General features: G+C 54.3%; 19 protein-coding genes. 10 read left to right on the top strand and 9 right to left on the bottom strand.

The features are described from left to right. Positions 1-20: 20 nt before the first annotated feature. Together speG and N6P30_RS21560 are read right to left on the bottom strand one after the other, a co-directional pair. Positions 21-581 carry a spermidine N1-acetyltransferase gene (gene speG / locus N6P30_RS21565; RefSeq protein ID WP_023292554.1) on the bottom strand — a complete coding sequence of 187 codons (561 nt, stop codon included), beginning with the start codon at positions 579-581 and terminating at the stop codon, positions 21-23. Then, a complete protein-coding gene (locus N6P30_RS21560; protein ID WP_008502414.1) occupies positions 581-919 on the bottom strand; it encodes a DUF1283 family protein in 339 nt (112 codons plus the stop codon). The genes speG and N6P30_RS21560 overlap by 1 nt, the downstream gene beginning before the upstream one ends. A 152-nt stretch (positions 920-1,071) precedes the next feature. Here N6P30_RS21560 and N6P30_RS21555 point away from each other — a divergent pair, with 152 nt between their 5' ends. The 5 genes from N6P30_RS21555 to N6P30_RS21535 all read left to right on the top strand — a co-directional run bounded on the left by N6P30_RS21555 (position 1,072) and on the right by N6P30_RS21535 (position 6,886). Next, entirely contained in the window at positions 1,072-1,398 is a 327-nt protein-coding gene (locus N6P30_RS21555) for a YnfA family protein (protein ID WP_023292553.1), read from the top strand. A 112-nt stretch (positions 1,399-1,510) separates the two neighbouring features. Beyond that, on the top strand, positions 1,511-2,725 hold the full coding sequence (gene manD, locus N6P30_RS21550) for a D-mannonate dehydratase ManD (RefSeq protein ID WP_023292552.1): 1,215 nt from the start codon (positions 1,511-1,513) through the stop codon (positions 2,723-2,725). A 14-nt stretch (positions 2,726-2,739) separates the two neighbouring features. Then, positions 2,740-3,759 (top strand): Zn-dependent oxidoreductase, encoded by a 1,020-nt coding sequence (locus tag N6P30_RS21545; RefSeq protein ID WP_023292551.1) that lies wholly within the window; start codon positions 2,740-2,742, stop codon positions 3,757-3,759. 73 nt (positions 3,760-3,832) lie between these two features. Then, on the top strand, positions 3,833-5,200 hold the full coding sequence (locus N6P30_RS21540; protein WP_154827297.1) for an MFS transporter: 1,368 nt from the start codon (positions 3,833-3,835) through the stop codon (positions 5,198-5,200). A 222-nt stretch (positions 5,201-5,422) separates the two neighbouring features. Continuing rightward, positions 5,423-6,886, top strand: a complete 1,464-nt coding sequence (locus N6P30_RS21535; RefSeq protein ID WP_023292550.1) for a mannitol dehydrogenase family protein — start codon at positions 5,423-5,425, stop codon at positions 6,884-6,886. Between the two features lie 43 nt (positions 6,887-6,929). On the opposite strand, the gene ydfZ is transcribed toward N6P30_RS21535, so the two are convergent. Next, entirely contained in the window at positions 6,930-7,133 is a 204-nt protein-coding gene (gene ydfZ / locus N6P30_RS21530) for a putative selenium delivery protein YdfZ (RefSeq protein ID WP_014883679.1), read from the bottom strand. A gap of 287 nt (positions 7,134-7,420) precedes the next feature. On the opposite strand from ydfZ, the gene N6P30_RS21525 reads away from it, so the two are divergent. Then, positions 7,421-7,852: a universal stress protein gene (locus tag N6P30_RS21525; protein ID WP_023292549.1), complete on the top strand. Its 432-nt coding sequence runs from the start codon at positions 7,421-7,423 to the stop codon at positions 7,850-7,852. A 35-nt stretch (positions 7,853-7,887) separates the two neighbouring features. Here the strand turns inward: N6P30_RS21525 and N6P30_RS21520 are convergent, their stop codons facing one another. Continuing rightward, the gene (locus N6P30_RS21520) at positions 7,888-8,574 is read right to left on the bottom strand and encodes a GntR family transcriptional regulator (RefSeq protein ID WP_008502405.1); all 687 of its coding nucleotides are present in this window, start codon (positions 8,572-8,574) and stop codon (positions 7,888-7,890) included. Between the two features lie 91 nt (positions 8,575-8,665). After that, positions 8,666-9,412 carry a bifunctional NADP-dependent 3-hydroxy acid dehydrogenase/3-hydroxypropionate dehydrogenase YdfG gene (gene ydfG, locus N6P30_RS21515; protein WP_023292548.1) on the bottom strand — a complete coding sequence of 249 codons (747 nt, stop codon included), beginning with the start codon at positions 9,410-9,412 and terminating at the stop codon, positions 8,666-8,668. Between the two features lie 142 nt (positions 9,413-9,554). Here ydfG and dcp point away from each other — a divergent pair, with 142 nt between their 5' ends. Next, positions 9,555-11,588: a peptidyl-dipeptidase Dcp gene (gene dcp / locus N6P30_RS21510; RefSeq protein ID WP_023292547.1), complete on the top strand. Its 2,034-nt coding sequence runs from the start codon at positions 9,555-9,557 to the stop codon at positions 11,586-11,588. A 303-nt stretch (positions 11,589-11,891) separates the two neighbouring features. Further along, entirely contained in the window at positions 11,892-14,474 is a 2,583-nt protein-coding gene (locus tag N6P30_RS21505) for an EAL domain-containing protein (protein ID WP_058673610.1), read from the top strand. A gap of 101 nt (positions 14,475-14,575) precedes the next feature. Here N6P30_RS21505 and uspF read toward each other — a convergent pair whose 3' ends face one another. Together uspF and N6P30_RS21495 are read right to left on the bottom strand one after the other, a co-directional pair. Then, positions 14,576-15,010 (bottom strand): universal stress protein UspF, encoded by a 435-nt coding sequence (gene uspF / locus N6P30_RS21500; protein ID WP_023292544.1) that lies wholly within the window; start codon positions 15,008-15,010, stop codon positions 14,576-14,578. A 125-nt stretch (positions 15,011-15,135) separates the two neighbouring features. Then, entirely contained in the window at positions 15,136-15,426 is a 291-nt protein-coding gene (locus N6P30_RS21495; protein ID WP_023292543.1) for a DUF1330 domain-containing protein, read from the bottom strand. A 68-nt stretch (positions 15,427-15,494) separates the two neighbouring features. On the opposite strand from N6P30_RS21495, the gene N6P30_RS21490 reads away from it, so the two are divergent. Next, positions 15,495-15,950, top strand: a complete 456-nt coding sequence (locus N6P30_RS21490; protein WP_023292542.1) for a MarR family winged helix-turn-helix transcriptional regulator — start codon at positions 15,495-15,497, stop codon at positions 15,948-15,950. 71 nt (positions 15,951-16,021) lie between these two features. On the opposite strand, the gene N6P30_RS21485 is transcribed toward N6P30_RS21490, so the two are convergent. Further along, positions 16,022-16,693: an MgtC family protein gene (locus N6P30_RS21485; protein WP_023292541.1), complete on the bottom strand. Its 672-nt coding sequence runs from the start codon at positions 16,691-16,693 to the stop codon at positions 16,022-16,024. Positions 16,694-17,150: 457 nt separating this feature from the next. Here N6P30_RS21485 and N6P30_RS21480 point away from each other — a divergent pair, with 457 nt between their 5' ends. After that, on the top strand, positions 17,151-18,359 hold the full coding sequence (locus tag N6P30_RS21480) for an MFS transporter (RefSeq protein WP_023292540.1): 1,209 nt from the start codon (positions 17,151-17,153) through the stop codon (positions 18,357-18,359). A 19-nt stretch (positions 18,360-18,378) separates the two neighbouring features. Here N6P30_RS21480 and N6P30_RS21475 read toward each other — a convergent pair whose 3' ends face one another. Beyond that, on the bottom strand, positions 18,379-19,368 hold the full coding sequence (locus N6P30_RS21475; protein WP_008502392.1) for a 2-hydroxyacid dehydrogenase: 990 nt from the start codon (positions 19,366-19,368) through the stop codon (positions 18,379-18,381). Positions 19,369-19,679: the final 311 nt, after the last annotated feature.

Here is a 19,679-nt window from a genome sequence, read left to right as displayed (position 1 = left end):
GACACGGTTTGTCATCAATCTTACTGCGCGGTAGGTTTCAGCAGGCTGGCGCCTGACGGTTTATGTCCGGCCAGGTGCTGATGCTGGAAAATGCACATGCGGATGGTGTTGCGGTATTCACCGTTGATAAAGAACTCGTGAATCAGCTCGCCTTCTACCATAAAGCCCAGCTTGCGATAGATATGGATCGCTTTTTCGTTCTCTTTGTCCACAATCAGGTAAAGCTTGTAGAGATTCAGAACGTTGAATCCGTAATCCATTGCCAGCCTGGCCGCGCGTGACGCAAGGCCTTTTCCCTGATGCTCAGGGGAGATGATGATCTGGAACTCCGCCCGACGGTGAACGTGGTTGATCTCAACCAGCTCCACCAGCCCGGCTTTTTCACCTGCACACTCCACCACAAAACGACGTTCACTCTGATCGTGAATGTGCTTATCGTAGAGATCGGACAGCTCGACAAAGGCCTCATAAGGCTCTTCGAACCAGTAGCGCATCACGCTGGCATTGTTGTCGAGCTGGTGGACAAAGCGCAGGTCTTCACGCTCCAGCGGACGGAGTTTAACGTCGCAGGGCGCCGACATTATGGGGCTACCGTGCGGCCAGTGCGGCGATCCAGGCAGCGCAGGGTGTTAGGCTCCCAGTAGGCATTGACGTTTGCACTTTGCTGACACTTATCGCGCGCGTCAAAAGCGACATCTTCTTTGTCCCACTCTTTTTCGGCACGTTTGTTGACCTTCTGGCGAAGGCTACGGGTGTCATTCCATTGTTCTTTGTCCATCGCGGCGTTCTGGCGGCTTTGCGCGCTGTCACCAGACTCAATAATGAGCTTGCTGGTTTCCGCTGTCGCAGAGGCGGCAAAGGCGAACGATGACAGCGCCAGCAGGGCTGTCAGACAAAGGCGTTTGCTTAATGTGGTCATAGCGTTTCCTTTTAAATGGGTGCAGATAATCAAGTTACCCCGTACAGATTCTACACTAAAGCGAAATGACGGCATACCCGCGGAGCAAGTATGGAAAAGTAAAGGGCATCATCAGGTATGATGGTTAAATAAATCCTCACCTGACGTGAAATATGCTTAAAACGACGCTGCTTTTTTTTGCGACTGCGCTGTGTGAAATCATCGGTTGCTTCCTGCCCTGGCTCTGGCTCAAAAAGGGTGGATCCGTATTGCTGCTCATTCCGGCAAGCGTTGCGCTGGCCCTGTTTGTCTGGCTGTTAACGCAGCATCCGGCGGCCAGCGGGCGCGTTTATGCGGCTTACGGCGGCGTCTATGTCTGCACGGCGCTGCTGTGGCTACGCGTGGTGGACGGCGTCAAGCTCAGCGTCTATGACTGGGCCGGCGCGCTGATTGCCCTGTGCGGTATGCTGATTATTGTGGCGGGATGGGGGCGGGCGTGAGCCCCCCGCGATTTGTGATCGTTCGCTGATTTTTCGATCGTTATACTTGTATGGTAGTAGGGTTGATGGGTAAATTTCCGACATCACAACGAACGATGTAAGGAAAGGAATTATGAAGATTGTCGCGGCTGACGTGTTTGTTACCTGCCCGGGGCGGAACTTTGTCACCCTTAAAATCACCACCGATGAGGGGATTGTCGGCCTCGGTGACGCCACGCTAAACGGACGCGAGCTCTCCGTGGCCTCTTACCTGAAGGATCACCTTTGTCCCCAGCTCATTGGCCGCGATGCGCACCGCATCGAAGACATCTGGCAGTTCTTCTACAAAGGTGCTTACTGGCGTCGCGGTCCGGTTACCATGTCGGCCATCTCCGCCGTGGATATGGCGCTGTGGGATATCAAAGCCAAAGCGGCCAACATGCCGCTCTACCAGCTGCTGGGCGGCGCCTCCCGGGAAGGGGTGATGGTCTACTGCCATACTACCGGCCACACCATTGACGACGTGCTGGAAGATTACGCCCGTCATAAAGAGATGGGCTTTAAGGCGATCCGCGTGCAGTGCGGCGTGCCGGGCATGAAAACCACCTACGGCATGGCCAAAGGAAAGGGGCTGGCCTACGAGCCTGCGACCAAAGGCGACTGGCCGGAAGAGCAGCTTTGGTCTACCGAAAAATACCTCGATTTCACGCCGAAGCTGTTCGACGCGGTGCGCAGTAAATTCGGCTTCAATGAGCACCTCCTGCACGACATGCACCACCGCCTGACGCCAATTGAAGCGGCGCGCTTCGGCAAGAGCATCGAAGCATTCCGCATGTTCTGGATGGAGGATCCCACCCCTGCGGAAAACCAGGCCTGCTTCCGCCTGATCCGCCAGCACACCGTCACCCCCATTGCGGTAGGCGAAGTGTTTAACAGCATCTGGGACTGCAAGCAGCTCATCGAAGAGCAGCTGATCGACTATATCCGCACCACCATTACCCACGCGGGCGGCATCACCGGGATGCGCCGCATCGCGGACTTCGCGTCGCTCTATCAGGTGCGCACCGGCTCGCACGGTCCGTCGGATCTGTCGCCTGTCTGCCACGCCGCCGCGCTGCATTTCGACCTGTGGGTGCCGAACTTCGGCGTGCAGGAATATATGGGCTACTCCGAACAGATGCTGGAGGTCTTCCCGCACAGCTGGCGCTTTGATAACGGCTATATGCATCCGGGCGACAAGCCGGGGCTGGGCATCGAATTTGATGAGAAGCTGGCGGCGAAATACCCGTACGATCCGGCCTATCTGCCGGTGGCCCGTCTTGAAGACGGCACGCTGTGGAACTGGTAAGCGAGGAGCAAACGATGAAAAGCGTAGTGATTCAACAGCCGAACGAACTGGTAATTGAAGAGCGTCAACTCCCGGTACCTGGCGCAGGTGACGTCCGCGTCAGTATCAAGCTTGCCGGGATCTGCGGGTCGGATAGCCACATCTACCGCGGCCATAACCCGTTTGCGAAGTATCCGCGCGTCATCGGCCATGAGTTTTTTGGCGTGATTGACGCCGTGGGCGAGGGCGTTGACAGCGCGCGCCTGGGCCAGCGCGTTTCGGTCGATCCGGTAATCAGCTGCGGGCACTGCTACCCGTGCTCCGTGGGAAAACCGAACGTCTGCACCTCGCTGGTGGTGCTGGGCGTTCACCGTGACGGCGGCTTTAGCGAATATGCGGTCGTGCCCGCACAAAACGCCTGGCCCATTCCGGATGACATTCCTGATAAGCACGCCGTCATGGTTGAGCCCTTCACCATCGCCGCCAACGTAACGGGGCAGGCGAAACCGACTGAACAGGACGTCGCGCTGATATATGGCGCCGGGCCGATGGGGCTGGTTACGGTTCAGGCCCTGAAAGGCGTCTATCAGGTGAAGCAGGTTATCGTGGTTGATCGCATAGACGACCGTCTGGCGATGGCCCGGCGCAGCGGCGCGGATTGGGTCTTTAATAACGGCGAGCAGTCGCTGCAGGCCGTGCTGGAGGAAAAAGGCATCAAACCGACGTTAATCATTGATGCCGCCTGCCATCCCTCCATTTTGCAGGAAGCGATAACCCTGGCCTCGCCGGCGGCGCGCATCGTGCTGATGGGGTTCTCCAGCGAGCCGAGCCAGATTGTTCAGCAGGGCATCACCGGCAAAGAGCTGGCGATCTTCTCCTCGCGCCTGAACGCCAACAAATTCCCGGTCGTTATCGACTGGCTGAAGAGGGGGCTGATCGACCCGGAAAAACTGATCACCCATACCTTTGACTATCACCACGTTAAAGACGCTATTGAACTGTTTGAGAAAGACCAGCGGCAGTGCTGCAAAGTTTTGCTCACGTTCGGCCAATAATCATTTACGCGGTTAAGCGCCTGCGCAGACAGGCGCTATGTGGTACGCATCTTACCTTTCAGAGATAGCCATTATGACGCAAGTACAACCTCAAAGAACCACATCCGATCTGGTGAAAGCCGCCGTTTCCGGCTGGCTGGGCACCGCCCTGGAGTTTATGGACTTCCAGCTTTACTCGCTGGGCGCCGCTCTGGTCTTCCATGAGATCTTCTTCCCGGAACAGTCCGCCGCGATGGCGCTGATCCTCGCGATGGGCACCTACGGCGCAGGCTATATTGCGCGCATCGTCGGCGCCTTTATCTTCGGCAGAATGGGCGACAGCATTGGTCGTAAGAAGGTGCTGTTCATTACCATCACCATGATGGGGATCTGTACCACGCTGATTGGCGTCCTGCCGACCTACGCGCAGATCGGGATTTTTGCCCCCGTGCTGCTGGTGACGCTGCGCATTATTCAGGGCCTTGGTGCCGGGGCCGAGATCTCCGGGGCCGGAACTATGCTGGCGGAGTACGCGCCGAAAGGTAAACGTGGCATCATCTCCTCGCTGGTGGCGATGGGGACTAACTGCGGGACGCTGAGCGCAACGGCGATCTGGGCCATCATGTTCTTTGCCCTCGATCGTGAACAGCTGCTCGCCTGGGGCTGGCGCGTGCCGTTCCTCGCCAGCGTCGTGGTGATGATCTTCGCCATCTGGCTGCGTATGAACCTCAAGGAGAGCCCGGTCTTTGAGAAAGTGAACGATGTGCAAGCTGCGCAGCCGGACACCTCACTGGGTTCCATGGTGAAAAGCAAATCCTTCTGGCTGGCGACCGGCCTGCGTTTCGGCCAGGCAGGCAACTCAGGTTTGATCCAGACCTTCCTCGCGGGTTATCTGGTCCAGACGCTGCTGTTCGATAAGGCCATCCCGACCGATGCGCTGATGATCAGCTCCATTCTCGGGTTTATCTCCATTCCGCTGCTGGGCTGGCTTTCCGATAAAGTGGGGCGCCGTCTGCCGTACATTATCCTCAATATCTCCGCCATTATTCTGGCCTATCCGATGCTGTCGATCATCGTCGATAAGAGCTATGCACCCGGGACGATCATGCTCTGCATCATCGTTATCCATAACTTCGCCGTGCTGGGGCTGTTTGCGCTGGAAAATATCACCATGGCGGAGATGTTTGGCTCGCGAAATCGCTTTACCCGTATGGGGATCTCCAAAGAGGCGGGCGGTCTCGTAGCGGTGGGCTTTGGTCCGGTACTGGCAGGGATTTTCTGCAATATGACCGGCTCCTGGTGGCCGATTGTCGCCATGCTGGTGGCCTATTCCGTGATTGGACTGATCTCGGCGATCCTGATGCCGGAAGTGCGCGACCGTGATTTAAGCGCGGCGCAAGACGCAGCCGAGTCTGCGCCGAAAGAGACGGTCGGTTACGGTGCCGTCTCCTCGCGACGCTGATGGTTTATAGCTTGCGCTACCTGTCACACAGCTTTGATTTTGTGTCACACCACATGAACAAAAGTTAATTTAAATCAAAAACTCAAACGGCAGTATCAGTATGGTTGATGGCAGTTCACTTTTTTTACTCCAGCTACCATTCTAGATGGTGTAGTCAGCAGGCGCTGCCGCTTCAGCATGGGCGGCAGCGAACCACAGCTTTCTAATTAACGAGTCTTAATCATGGAAAATACCTTATTACAGGCCAACGCGACGCTGCCTCAGTACGATCGCGACAGCCTTAAAGCACGCATCGTTCATTTAGGGTTTGGCGCGTTTCACCGTGCGCATCAGGCAGTGTACGCCGACATCCTCGCCGCGGAACACGGTAGCGACTGGGGATACTGTGAGGTTAACCTGATTGGCGGCGAACAGCAGATTGCCGATCTGAACGCGCAGGATAATCTCTATACCGTGGCGGAAATGTCTGCCGATGCGTGGACCTCCCGCGTGGTTGGCGTGGTAAAAAAGGCGCTGCATGCGCAGGTTGACGGGCTCGAGACCGTCCTGGCCGCGATGTGCGAACCGCAGGTGGCGATTGTCTCGCTGACCATCACCGAGAAAGGGTACTGCCATTCCCCGGCGACCGGGCAACTGATGCTCGATCACCCTTTTATCGTCGCAGACCTGCAAAACCCGCACCAGCCGAAATCTGCGCCGGGTGTGGTCGTGGAAGCGCTCGCGCGGCGTAAGGCGGCGGGCCTGCCGGCGTTTAGCGTGATGTCCTGCGACAACATGCCGGAGAACGGTCACGTGATGCGCAATGTCACCTGCGCGTACGCCCGTGCGGTAGACGGTGAACTGGCGGACTGGATCGAATCCCACGTTACTTTCCCGTCAACGATGGTGGATCGCATCGTGCCTGCGGTCACCCCCGACACGCTGGATAAAATTGAACAGCTTACCGGCGTGCGCGATCCGGCGGCGGTGGCCTGTGAACCGTTCCGTCAGTGGGTGATCGAAGATAACTTTGTGGCCGGCCGTCCAGCGTGGGAAAAAGCCGGAGCCGAGCTGGTGTCAGATGTTATCCCGTTTGAAGAGATGAAGCTGCGCATGCTTAACGGCAGCCACTCATTCCTGGCGTACCTGGGCTATCTGGCGGGCTATCAGCATATTAACGACTGTATGGAAGATGAAAACTACCGCGTCGCCGCGCACGCGCTGATGCTTAACGAGCAGGCGCCTACGCTGAAGGTCAAAGGCGTCGATTTAGGACGCTATGCCGATCTCCTGATTGCCCGCTACAGCAACCCGGCCCTGCGCCATCGGACCTGGCAAATTGCAATGGACGGCAGCCAGAAGCTTCCGCAGCGCATGCTGGATTCCGTGCGCTGGCACCTGGTGCATCAGAAGCCTTTCCCGCTGCTGGCGCTGGGCGTGGCAGGGTGGATGCGCTATGTCGGCGGCGTGGACGAGCAGGGTAACGCGATTGACGTGAGCGATCCGCAGCTGGCAGTGATTCAGGCGGCGGTTAAAGGCAGTGCGGAAGGGGAAAGCCGGGTCAGGGCGCTGCTCGGCATCGAGGCCATCTTCGGCAAGGAGCTACCGCGTGAAGCCGTCTTTGTTGATGCGGTGATGAAGGCATACCAGACGCTGCTGCAAAAGGGCGCGAAAGCGACCGTGGCGCAGTACGTGTCTCAACGGTAATTCAGTACATGCCGCCGTTCGCGGCGGCATGTCTGCGCACCGTTTAGTGCATACCCAGGCGAATCAGCTCAATCGGTTCGAACTTACCTTCGCATCCTTCCACTTCAACCGTTTTGCTGCGGCGCACCTGCGCGGCATCCAGCCCGTCGCTGTGGATCGCTTTAATCACGCCAGTTTTGCCTGTGCCGCTAATCATGACGCGGCTGCCGGTGGTGATTGCATTGCGGTTACGGTCGTATGTCATCATGGTATTTTCTCCTCTCTAACCTGTTCGTTACGGCGTTATTTCAGGGTTGCCGTTCACGGGGCATATAAATACGCCTGTCTGCATCAGATGTTTTTGTTTTTGATCAAACTCACACTTTTTTCTTTATTGCGTCGGGTGCTGACGGTTCACGACAGCAATTGACAAAGCAGACCGTTATTTTCATTACCTGATAGTTTCAGCAGGGAAGCGTTGAGGGTTGGTTTATATTCCCGATGCCATTCTGGATACAGGAAATAACCCTTTCATCGGAATAAGGAGCCAGGCTTATGTATAAGAAGATTTTGATGCCTGTTGATGTATTTGAAATGGATTTGAGTGACAAAGCGGTTCGCCACGCGGCTAACCTCGCGAAGGCCGAGGGCGCGTCGATTACCCTGGTCAATATTCTGCCGACCAGCAGCCGATCCCTGCTGCGCGGTTTTAACGCCGATATTAAAAAGTTCGAAGAATATATGACTGAGGAATCCGGGAAGAAAATGAACGCCTTAAAAAGGCTGTTCGACATCTCGCCGGAGAAAATTGACAGCCTGGTTCGCTTTGGCAACGTCCGCGATGAAATTATCAGGCTGAGCAAAGAGGGGGAATATGACGCGATCGTCATCGGGTCGAAAAATCCGGGCATCACCACCCATCTGCTGGGATCAAATGCGGAATCTATCCTGCGCTACGCCACAATTCCGGTGTTAGTCGTTCGCTAAACCCATCGCCGCGTCCGAAAGGGGGCGGCGTAATATTACTCTTCGCTAAACCACTCGCTATTTTCCTGACGAATCAGCTGCACGGATTCGCTGATTTCCTGCAGATGCAGCGTCATCGCCTTTTCCACGCCGTCCGGGTCGCGTTTTTCCAGTGCGCTGAAAATATCATGATGCTGTCGGAGCAGCATTTCCGGCGGAGAGACGTGATCGAGACTCATATAACGCACGCGGTCGATGGTGGCCTTGATGTTTTCGATGGTGTCCCAGGCCAGCTGGCAATCCGCAATCTGCGCCAGTTTCTGGTGGAATTCATCATCAAGCTGGAAGAAATCATTCAGCTGCTTACGGTCAATCGCAATCCGCTGCTGATGCAGGTTTTGCTCCAGCAGGTAACACTGCTTGTCGTTGATGAGCGTTGCGGCACGGCGCGCCACCGCGCATTCAATGGCCTGGCGAACAAAACAGCCGTTGCGCACCTGAGAGAGTGAAATTTTGTTCACGTAGCTGCCGCGCTGCGGGCGGATCTGAATCAGACCGTTTTCCGCAAGCTTAATAAACGCTTCACGCACCGGCTGACGGGAAACGTCAAAACGCACGGACACCTCTTTTTCAGAAAGCGGCGTTCCCGGTGGGATCAGGCAATGGACAATATCACGTCGCAAAATGCGATAGATTTGCTGGTTTACGGGCTGGGTGGGATTGAGTTGCGATTCAGCGGCCATGAGTTGTCATTTCTCAGAGAGTTAGCCTGAACATACTACCATTCTTTTATAACCCGAAACAGACCCGGCCCGCAGGCCGGGAAGGGCAGCGTTAGCCACGATGGACGCTAAGTCCGGCAAAACTCTGGCTGACCGGCATCATTTCTACGGTATTGATGTTGACGTGTTTTGGCAGCGTCGCGACCCACCAGACCGTTTCGGTGACGTCTTCCGGCGTCAGGGCGTTAGCGTTTTCGTAGGTTTTGTCTGCTTTCGCGTCATCGCCTTTGAAACGCACGTTGGAAAACTCGGTGCCACCCACCAGGCCCGGCTCGATGTCGGTGACGCGAATGGCGGTGCCGTGCAGATCGGTACGCAGGTTAAGGCTGAACTGGCGCACAAACGCTTTCGTCGCCCCGTAGACGTTGCCGCCTGCATAAGGCCAGCTTCCGGCGGTGGAGCCGATATTGATAATGTGGCCGCGATTGCGCTCAACCATGCCCGGCAGCACCGCGCGGGTCATATAGACCAGCCCTTTGTTGTTGGTGTCGATCATGTTTTCCCAGTCTTCCACGCTGGCTTTGTGGGCAGGCTCCATGCCCAGCGCCAGACCGGCATTGTTGACCAGCACGTCGATGGCGCGCCACTCGGCGGGCAGGTTGGCAATCATCTCTTCAATCGCCGCGCGGTTACGTACGTCCAGCTGCGCGGTCAGGATGCTGTCGCCTAATTCGTCCTTCAGCTCCTGCAGACGTTCCTGACGGCGGCCCGTTGCAATAACCTTGTGCCCGTTGGCGACGAAGCGACGCGTGATGCTTTCACCAAAACCTGCCGTTGCCCCGGTAACTAAAATAATCATCTCACTGTTCCTCAACGCTTTTTGTGTTTAACTAACATAGCACGGCCGCAGAGGGTGCGTTAAGGCAACATTTGTATGACAGCGTTGCAGGGGATGGCGGCCTGGCCTACTCTGGGAGGATACCCGTACTCAGGAGTGAAAGATGACGGCCACGAATCCCTTTTTTGACATCAGCCTACTGCCTTACCAGGCCCCCCATTTTGATCAGATCAACGACAGCCACTATCGTCCGGCCTTCGATGAAGCCCTTCGCCAGAAGCGTGCGGACATTGACGCGATTGTCGCTCAGGCCGCTGCGCCTGACTTCACGAACACCGTGCTGGCGCTGGAGAAGAGCGGCGCCATGCTCTCGCGTGTCAGCAGCGTGTTCTTCGCCATGACTTCCGCGCACACCAATCCGTTTTTACAGGAGCTGGAAGAACAGTTCTCCACCGAGCTTGCCGCGCTGGCAAACGATATCTGGCTGAATGACGCGCTGTTTGCCCGCGTGGAGAGCGTCTGGCAGGACCGTGCCGCGCTGGACGCCGAATGCCGTCGTCTGGTCGAGGAGCTGTATCAGCGGTTTATTCTGGCCGGTGCGCGTCTGAATGAGACAGAAAAGGCCGAGCTGAAGGCGCTGAATACCGAAGCGGCCTCCCTGACCAGCCAGTTTAACCAGCGTCTGCTGGCTGCCGATAAGACCGGTGGGCTGGTGGTGGATTATGCGCACCAGCTTGACGGGCTAAGCGCAACGGAGATCGCTGACGCGGCACAGGCTGCCGCGGAGCGAGGGCTAAACGATCGCTGGCTGATCCCGCTTTTGAACACCACCCAGCAGCCCGCGCTTTCCGCGCTGCGCAATCGTCAGACCCGCGAAAACCTCTTCAACGCAGGCTGGACGCGTACCCAGAAAGGGGACGAAAACGACACCCGCGCGCTGATTCTTCGTCTGACGGCGCTACGCGCGCGGCAGGCCCGTCTGCTGGGCTTTGAGGATTACGCTAGCTGGAGCATCGCTGACCAGATGGCGAAAACCCCGGCCGCCGCGCTGGAATTTATGCGCGGCATTGTGCCTGCCGCCCGCGCCCGCGCGGAACGCGAACAGGCCGATATTCAGAAAGTCATCGACGACGAGCAGGGCGGTTTCACCGTGGAGGCCTGGGACTGGGCCTTTTATGCGGAGCGCGTGCGCCAGGCAAAATATGCCCTCGATGAGTCGCAGATCAGGCCCTACTTTGCGCTCAATTCCGTGCTGCAGGATGGCGTATTCTGGGCTGCCAGCCAGCTGTTTGGCATTCGCTTCGTCGAACGCTTCGATATCCCGGTGTATCACCCGGACGTCCGCGTATGGGAAATTTTCGACCACACCGGCGAGGGCATGGCGCTGTTTTACGGTGACTTCTTTGCCCGTGATTCCAAACAGGGCGGGGCATGGATGGGGAATTTCGTCGAGCAATCCTTCGAGTTTGCTGCCCGTCCGGTGATCTACAACGTCTGTAACTACCAGAAACCGGCGAATAGCGGTATCGCGCTTCTCTCCTGGGATGACGTAATAACCCTGTTCCACGAGTTTGGCCATACGCTGCACGGTCTCTTTGCCAGCCAGCGTTTCGCCACCCTTTCCGGCACCAATACGCCGCGTGATTTTGTTGAGTTCCCGTCGCAAATCAACGAGCACTGGGCCAGCCATCCTCAGGTGTTTACCCACTATGCGCGCCATTACGAAACCGGCGAACCGATGCCGGACGCGCTGCGGGAAAGCATGCTCAACGCGACCCATTTCAACAAGGGTTATGACATGACCGAACTGCTGGGTGCCGCGCTGCTGGACATGAACTGGCACGGCATCAGCGAGGCCGTTTCGGACGTGGAGGATTTTGAAGCGGCTGCGTTGAAGAAAGAGGGGCTGGATCTGCCTGCCGTGCCGCCGCGCTACCGCAGCAGCTATTTTGCCCATATCTTCGGCGGCGGCTACGCGGCGGGGTATTACGCCTACCTGTGGACGCAGATGCTGGCGGACGATGGCTATCAGTGGTTTGTCGAGCAGGGCGGGTTGACGCGTGAAAACGGGCAAAAATTCCGCGAGGCCATTTTGTCGCGCGGGAATAGTACTGATTTAGCTGAACTTTACCGGAACTGGCGCGGGCACGATCCGAAGATTGAGCCGATGCTGGATAACCGCGGATTGAGCGAATAGAGTCAATGCCGTATGAAAAAAGAACCGGGCTTTACGCCCGGTTTTTTATACGCCTGTAACCGTTACAGCATAAAAACTAAGATTATGTTCTTTATAAATAAAACCGGCGAGGTTAAAGGTCACTCCCTCCGGGAGATGTATTTAACCGAATTCAGGCTGTAAGAGAGCTAATAATTTGATCTGGATTGTAAAAATCAAATGTTCTTTAAGCTTAAGGGTTTTAACTATAAATTTTTATTATTCTTTGCCGATAAATAAAGGTGGCATAAAAATTGACGTATTAGCAGTATAAGAAGGCGAATGATGACCCTACCTCTGAACAATCCCGGTTTTACGGATGCCGAGCCTTCTAAGGGGCTGATAAATAAAACCTTTACCTATATAGTGACATTGTTGATAAGTATTTTCATTGCGGCAATAATTTCCCTGCTATTAATAAAAAATAATGTTAATAAAATCAGCGATAAGCACGATGAATTTTTGTTAAGGAAAGCCCTGGATTCCCGCCAGGAAAGCATGCGAAGTCACTTGAAAGATAATGCTGAATGGGGAGATGCCTACAAACATCTTCATTTGAACACTGACGTTCACTGGGCATGGGATAAGCAGAACCTGGGTAAGTCCCTGTATGACAACTTTGGCTACGAAGGGGTGTTTATTCTCTCCCCGGAAGGAACCACGCGATACAGCGTGCTTGACGGGAAACTGAAGCTTCAGGATCTCGGGCGCTGGTTAGATAAATCAACCAAGGAGCGATTACTCCGTGAGGTGAGCGTTAACAATGGATTGCCGGTTTCTATACTCACGCTTATCGATTCCGTTCCAGCCATTGTTTCTGCTGAATGGATAACAACGGGCGATGACGCGAGCGTGCAACCCTTGCCGGGGAAACCGTCGGTAATGGTGTTTGTAGACAAGTTAACGGCTAAAAAACTCCTCGCGATTGGGCAGGATGCCGGTATTAAAAATGTTCGTACTTCGCCTAATGCAGTCACTTCTCAAATAAACAATCAAACAGAATTTACCTTAAGCACCCAGAATGGTGATGTGCAAATTATCTGGGACGGTGAAAATCCCGGCCAGGCATTGATTATTTATTTTGTACCATTACTCATTCTTTCAGTTATTCTGACGGTATCGATGACGGTTATTCTCATGCGCCATATTATGCAGAAGGCGAGAATGCTTGACGAAAATACCTTTCTCCTCGAGCAGGCGCGGTTGAATCTTATCACCAGTGAAAAACGATTCCGGGACGTCAGTGAAACAACCAGCGACTGGTTCTGGGAAACAGATTTATCGTTAAAGATAACCTGGCTTTCAGGTCGTTTTTCTACAGTAACGGGATATGAAAATAGCAAATGGATAGGCCGCAGGCTGGATGAGCTCTTTCCTTCTACAACCGGATTATTACAAGACTGTGTGAGGTTCAGGGAATTAACTGAACGCTTTGAATTTAAGAGCTGTCCTTATATTCATGCGCAACAATCTACGGCCTATTGCACGCTTCTGGCAAAGCTTTCTGCTCAGCCTGATGGAACGGTGGTCTTGCGAGGCGCGGCAACCGACGTTTCTCTGGAAGTTGAAGCAACTAAACGGGTGGAGTTCTTGTCACGTCATGATGAATTAACCGGTCTGCCGAACCGCTATCATATTAAGGAATTTCTGGCAGGCCAGTTGGCTAAAGAAGACCTTAACCATTATCCCTTTGCCATGATTTGCCTTGATTTAGACAAGTTTAAACCCGTCAATGATATTTTCGGGCACTCCACCGGCGATGCCCTGCTTGGCGAGGTCGCTTCACGTCTTAAAAATTGCGTTCGTCGGGGTGATTTTGTCGCACGGCAGGGAGGGGATGAATTTATGCTTCTCCTCGGCAACACTAGCCAGCAAGAACAGATTGAGGAGGTGTGTCGTCGTATCGTGCAAGAACTTAACCGTCCTTTCGCCATTGAGGGCAATGATGTGGCGATAGGCGTAAGCATGGGCATTGCGCTGGCTCCCCGGGATAGCAGCAGCGCAAACGATCTTCTACGCTATGCGGATATTGCGCTGTATCAGGCGAAACAATCCGGTAGAAACCGATGGGTCTATTATCGCCCGGATATGTCGGAAAAGTTGACCGAACGCAGGAAACTGGAATTAGAACTCAAGACCGCGATTCGCGAAGAACAGCTCTACCTGGTTTACCAGCCGCGTTATAACCTCCGGTATTCTACTATTGATGCCGTCGAAGCGCTGGTGCGCTGGCAGCACCCGGCTCGGGGGACCATAATGCCCGATCAGTTTATTCCGCTGGCAGAAGAAACCGGGCTGATTATTAGCCTGAGCAACTGGGTCATACGCAAAGCCTGTACGGAGACGAAAGACAAATTGCCGGGATTATCGGTCTCCGTCAATATTTCTGCTATCGAATTCCAGGCAAGCGATCTTGCCGAAAGAATAAAAGAGATCCTTCACGAAACGGGGCTTGAACCCAACCGGCTGGAAATTGAAGTGACTGAAAACGTTACGCTTTCCGACCCGGAAAAAACCTTGCAGACCATGAAATCTCTCAAAAAAATGGGCGTCCGAATTCTGATTGACGATTTCGGTACCGGCTATGCCTCACTGAGCTATCTGCGGAAGTTTCAGTTTGACGGGCTTAAGCTCGACAAGAGCTTTATTTTTACCCTGGGGGACTCGCCGCAGAACCAGTCAGTCGTGGAAAAAATTATCGACCTGGGGAAAGCCTATTCCATGGCGGTAACCGCAGAAGGGGTGGAGACCGCCGAACAGCTGTCTTTTCTGAAAAAAAATAAATGTGATGAAGTTCAGGGCTACCTGCTTGGAAAACCGGCCGCCATTACGGACTTAAATTTAAACGCCAACAGAGTAAATCTCTAAATCGCGCTTTCACTCAGGGCTGCGTAAATGAAAAACCGGGCTTCGCGCCCGGTTTTTGTTATCCGCTGTCCGTTCGTATCCACGAGTGTAAACGCCGCTTTCTATCTCACGACCAGGACAGGGCATTTCGCATGCCGAACCACTGCCGCAGCGTTCGAACCCAACAGATACGTCGATATGTCAGGTTTGTGGGAAGCGATGATAATCAGGTCGGCATCGATCGTGTCAGCGAGCTTAAGGATTTGATCTTTTGGAGATCCCGTCACGGCGTGAGTCTGTATCTTGTCGGGAGGAATTTTGAATTGCTTAACGATTTCATCCAGCTTCGCTAAGGCCGCGTGCTGGAACTCTTTTAGCTTCGGCATTTCTACCGAATAGGCCAGGCCTAATGATGAATAGTACGGAAGCGATGGAATGACGGTAAGAAAGTGAACTTTAGCTGTATTAAGTGCTGTATGTGCCTGAACGAAAGGGATAACCATGTGCGTCAGGCTATCCTCCGAAATGTCAATTGGAACCAAAATTGAGTTATACATTTGTCCCTCCTGAGTGTTTTTCACACAACTCAGGGTAGACCGTTAATTTCAGGAAAACAGAGAGCAAGCTGTCATAACGGGTACAAATTTCGGTTATGTGATAGGCGTACAGTCGAACCTAACCGTCATTCCGTCGTGACAATGAACATTCTCGCCTCCTGAGCGAGCTGGCGTTCAGCCTTAATCGGTGCATATTTTTCCGAATGATAGAAGGCAAGGGCCTGCTCCAGGGTAGGGAATTCACAAATGCCCGCATAGGGTAACGGCTCCACTTCCCCTTCCAGGACCTGTGCGACAGCACCAAAATGAACGATTTTACCTCCTGCCTCTTCTAATGCAGACGTGAAGCGGGGGGCAAGGCTGGCCTGTCTGGCTGGATCAATAACGTGTAAGTTGATATGAACAAAGGCTGGCATAGGCGTTCCATAAGCATGACAAATAATGTATATACAGTATTAACTTTAGCATTGATTGTCGAGATGAAATGATGAACAACATTGATGTTGCACTGTTGAAGACCATCCCGGAAGTCTGCCCGGCGTTTCAGGCGCGCGCTACCGCCAGGGCTATTACGCGCTATTACAATGCCTGCTTCAGACCGTTTGAGCTGACCGCTGAGCAGTTCAGCCTTTTGGTTGGCATCGGGGGTTCCCCAAATGAAACCGTTGCGGAACTCGCCGCCAGAGCCGGGGTGGATGCGACCACGCTGAGTCGAAATATCCGCAGTCTGGAATCGCGCGGCATTATCGATTCGGCTGGAGGCCGTGGACGTGCAGGGAAACGACTCACGCTGACAGCTGAGGGGGGGCGTCTGCTCGAGGAGCTCATCCCGGTCTGGCAATCCGCTAAACAAGAATTGTCCCATCTTATGGGCAGCGAGCAGCTCGGCCTGACGACAGAAATGATGAAACGCCTGGCTAAAATCAGCACAGCTTTTTGAATATCTCGCGTCACCGTTCGTTTCCGGCTAAACGCCAAAGCCTAAACCGGGCGTAACGCCCGGTTTAGTATTTATATTGCGTGACAGCTGACGGACGCGATAATTTTATTCCCGCCCATATTCCCCATAATCAGATCGAGTAATTTTCGGTATTCCTCCCGGGTCATCACCTCCGCGCGAATTTCAGTTTTACCTTCTGTTTGCGCAGTAGCGGAATAAATTGCTTTCAGACTTAACGTCAACTCTTTCGCCATGTTTACGACGCTTTGCCGCACCGCATCTTCATGCTCATCATTACAGGTGATTTTAAGGACATAGCATTTTTCGCCTTCATGGAGGACGGGCAGTTGATTAATTCGCTGCGCGGCTTCGCGAAGCAATATGTTAGCGCAGAGAATAATTAGGCTGGCCATGGCGGCATTCCAGAACTGGCCTAATCCGCACAGTACGCCAATTCCGGCCGAGCACCACAGCGTTGCGGCGGTATTCAAACCACGAATATTCATTCCTTCACGCATAATGACGCCAGCGCCAAGAAAGCCGATTCCGGAGACGATCTGCGCTGCGATACGCCCCGGGCTATCAGGAGAAGTCGATACCGAACTTAGAATGAACACTGCCGCACCCGTGGCAACCAGTGCATTGGTACGAAGCCCGGCCATACGCTGGCGCCACTGTCTTTCCGCGCCAATAATTGCGCCCAGCAGCATCGCTGCGAGCAGATGAGAGATATAAGGGAACATCAGCCTGTCGCCTGTTAACGTTATTAAATAATAAGCGTCAGTGCTTTGCTAAGCACATCTTAACGCCGTTTAAATGCTAAGCGTGTCAGGACAACGGTGGCGGAAAGAGTGAATGAGTAAACATGAACATGCGATTCCCCACAAATTGAGTGGTTCTTACTGTGTCGGGATACAATCGCTTAAAGAGGATTGCTGCCCACCGTTTCAGGTAAGCAGCGAGAAAATCGCGCTAGCTTACCTTCGTATCGACGATAAAATAACTTTCCAACGAAGGACTCCTGTGAAAATTTATTGCCAGTATAGTCAGGGGCGATAATGAGTAAAGCGAAAAAACAGACTCCGTTATGAATTGTTTAAGTTCGGAAAGCATGTTTTTTAAGACGTCATCTGATTTTCAAAAATACCCGGTATACTACATTTTCTTTTTTACAGGCGATAACAGACAAAGGCAGGAAGTATGTCTCTTCGTTCGCTGCGGGCATTGTGCCTGACAAGTTTTTTCATTGCGGATGTCCGCGATGGCCTCGGTCCTTTTCTCGGTATTTTTCTGACCGAACGCCACTGGGCTCCCGATGATATCGGCATTCTGATGACGGCCGGTGGGCTGGCGGGACTACTGGCCACGCTGCCGGCGGGATTCATCACCGACACCTCGCGCAGCAAGCGGACCGTGCTGGCGCTGGTGTGCCTGCTCATCACTCTTAGCACGCTCTTGCTCTGGTTTAGCCAGCAGAGCGCTGTTGTCGCCGTTTCGCAAATTGTCTCCGGTATCTGCGCGGCGTTTGTCGGTCCGCTGATCGCCGGAATTACCCTGGGGCTGACCGGCCAGAGCGGATTCAGCGCGCAGATGGGCAAAAATGAGGCGTTCAATCACGGCGGCAACTTTGTTACCGCACTGATTGCAGGGGGCATTGCCTGGTACTGGGGCGTCGGCGGAATTTTCCTGCTGATGACCTGTACCACGCTGTTAACGCTCTGCGCGCTGCTTGCCATTCGCAACGGGGATATCGACAACGACGCGGCGCGTGGGCTGTCCTCTTCCGCGAGCCTGCCGGTTCCCGGATTTGCCGTGCTGATAAAAAACCGGGCGCTGTTGGTGACCGGACTGACGCTGCTGCTCTTTCACCTGGCGAACGCCGCGCTGCTGCCGATGCTGAGCATGAGGGTGGCCGCCGCGCCCGCCTCGATCAACCCCGGTTTGTACGCGGCCGGTACCGTCATCATTTCTCAGGCCGTGATGATCCCCGTCGCCATCTGGGCCTCGCGCCGGATCGAACACTATGGCTACTGGCGCTTGATTATGTTGGCGCTGCTGGTTATGCCGGTGCGTGCGGCGCTGGCGGCATCCACGGATGCGCCGTTAATGATGATCCCGGTACAAATTCTCGACGGCCTGGCCGCCGGGATCCTGGGGGTCGTCGTACCGTCGTTTATTGTGGTGCTGCTGCGCGGAAGCGGGCACGTCAATGCCGGGCAGAGCGTGGTGATGTTGATGCAGGGAGTAGGGGCATCCATGAGTCCGGCATTAACCGGGACGATCGCCGGTCATTACTCGTTTGCGACGGCATTCAGCGTTCTGAGCGCGATTGCGCTGGTGGCCGTTCTGCTATGGTGGTGCTTTGCGCACCGGACCTGGGAAACTGACAGTACGCCGGATGGGGCATAGACGCCACCCGGCGTCACGCTTACGCCAGTTCGTTAGGGCACGCTTCGCCCTTTTCCAGCTGCTGCAGGTTCCCCAGCGTGGTTTCAGAAATGCTGATCAGCGCTTCGGCCGTCAGAAACGCCTGGTGACCGGTAAACAGCACGTTATGGCAGGCAGAGAGGCGACGGAACACGTCGTCCTGGATGACGTCATTAGACTTGTCTTCAAAGAACAGATCGCGTTCGTTCTCATACACGTCCATCCCCAGCGCGCCAATCTTCTGGGTCTTCAGGGCTTCGATAGCAGCCTGAGAATCAACCAGCCCGCCGCGGCTGGTGTTGATGATCATCACGCCATCCTTCATCTGGTCAAACGCCGCCTGGTTAAGCAGGTGATAGTTTTCCGGAGTCAGCGGACAGTGCAGGGAAATCACGTCGGACTGCGAGAACAGGGTCGGCAGGTCGACGTACTCCACGCCCAGATCCAGCGCTGCGGCGCTTGGGTACGGATCGAATGCCAGCAGACGCATGCCAAAGCCTTTCAGAATGCGCAGGGCAGCCACGCCAATTTTACCGGTGCCGATTACGCCAGCGGTTTTGCCGTACATGGTAAAGCCGGTCAGCCCTTCCAGCGAGAAGTTGGCGTCACGGGTGCGCTGATAAGCGCGGTGAATACGACGGTTGAGGGACATCATCATGCCAATCGCATGTTCAGCCACCGCTTCCGGGGAGTACGCCGGAACGCGCACCACCTTCAGACCCAGCTCTTTTGCCGCGTCGAGGTCCACATTGTTGAAGCCCGCACAGCGCAGGGCGATGTACTTCACCCCCTGTTTTTTCAACTCTTCCAGCACCGGGCGACTGCCGTCATCGTTTACGAAAATGCAGACGCCTTCACAGCCGTGCGCCGTTTTGGCGGTTTTTTCGGACAGCAGAAAGTCGAAAAATTCAAGCTCAAACCCGTAAGCCTCGTTAACATGTTGCAGATACTTTTTGTCGTACTGCTTTGTGCTATATACTGCGAGTTTCATAAGACTTTCTCCAGTGATTTTGCATTCACGTTAGCATGATTAAAATTATCTTACAATTTCTAAAATATTATTGAATTCAATAAGTTCTATCAATTATTCTAGAGCATATGTGCACCCTAACTCCATGATATTCATATCCACCGATTTCTTAAGCGGGACTGACACCAGCGACATGTCTGCTTGTTTTACTCTAAGGGGGCTATGGGGGAGACTAAAGTCACAACAAGTGCGTATGTTTGGGTAAGTGGTTTCCCAATGCTTGAAAATGTGACTACCTTTAGCTGTTAAAATGACGTAGCTCTTTGAATGTC

The organism is Enterobacter sp. PL1, assembly GCF_945957325.1.
Classification (GTDB): domain Bacteria; phylum Pseudomonadota; class Gammaproteobacteria; order Enterobacterales; family Enterobacteriaceae; genus Enterobacter; species Enterobacter roggenkampii.
This window is presented reverse-complemented; position numbering and strand designations above follow the sequence as displayed.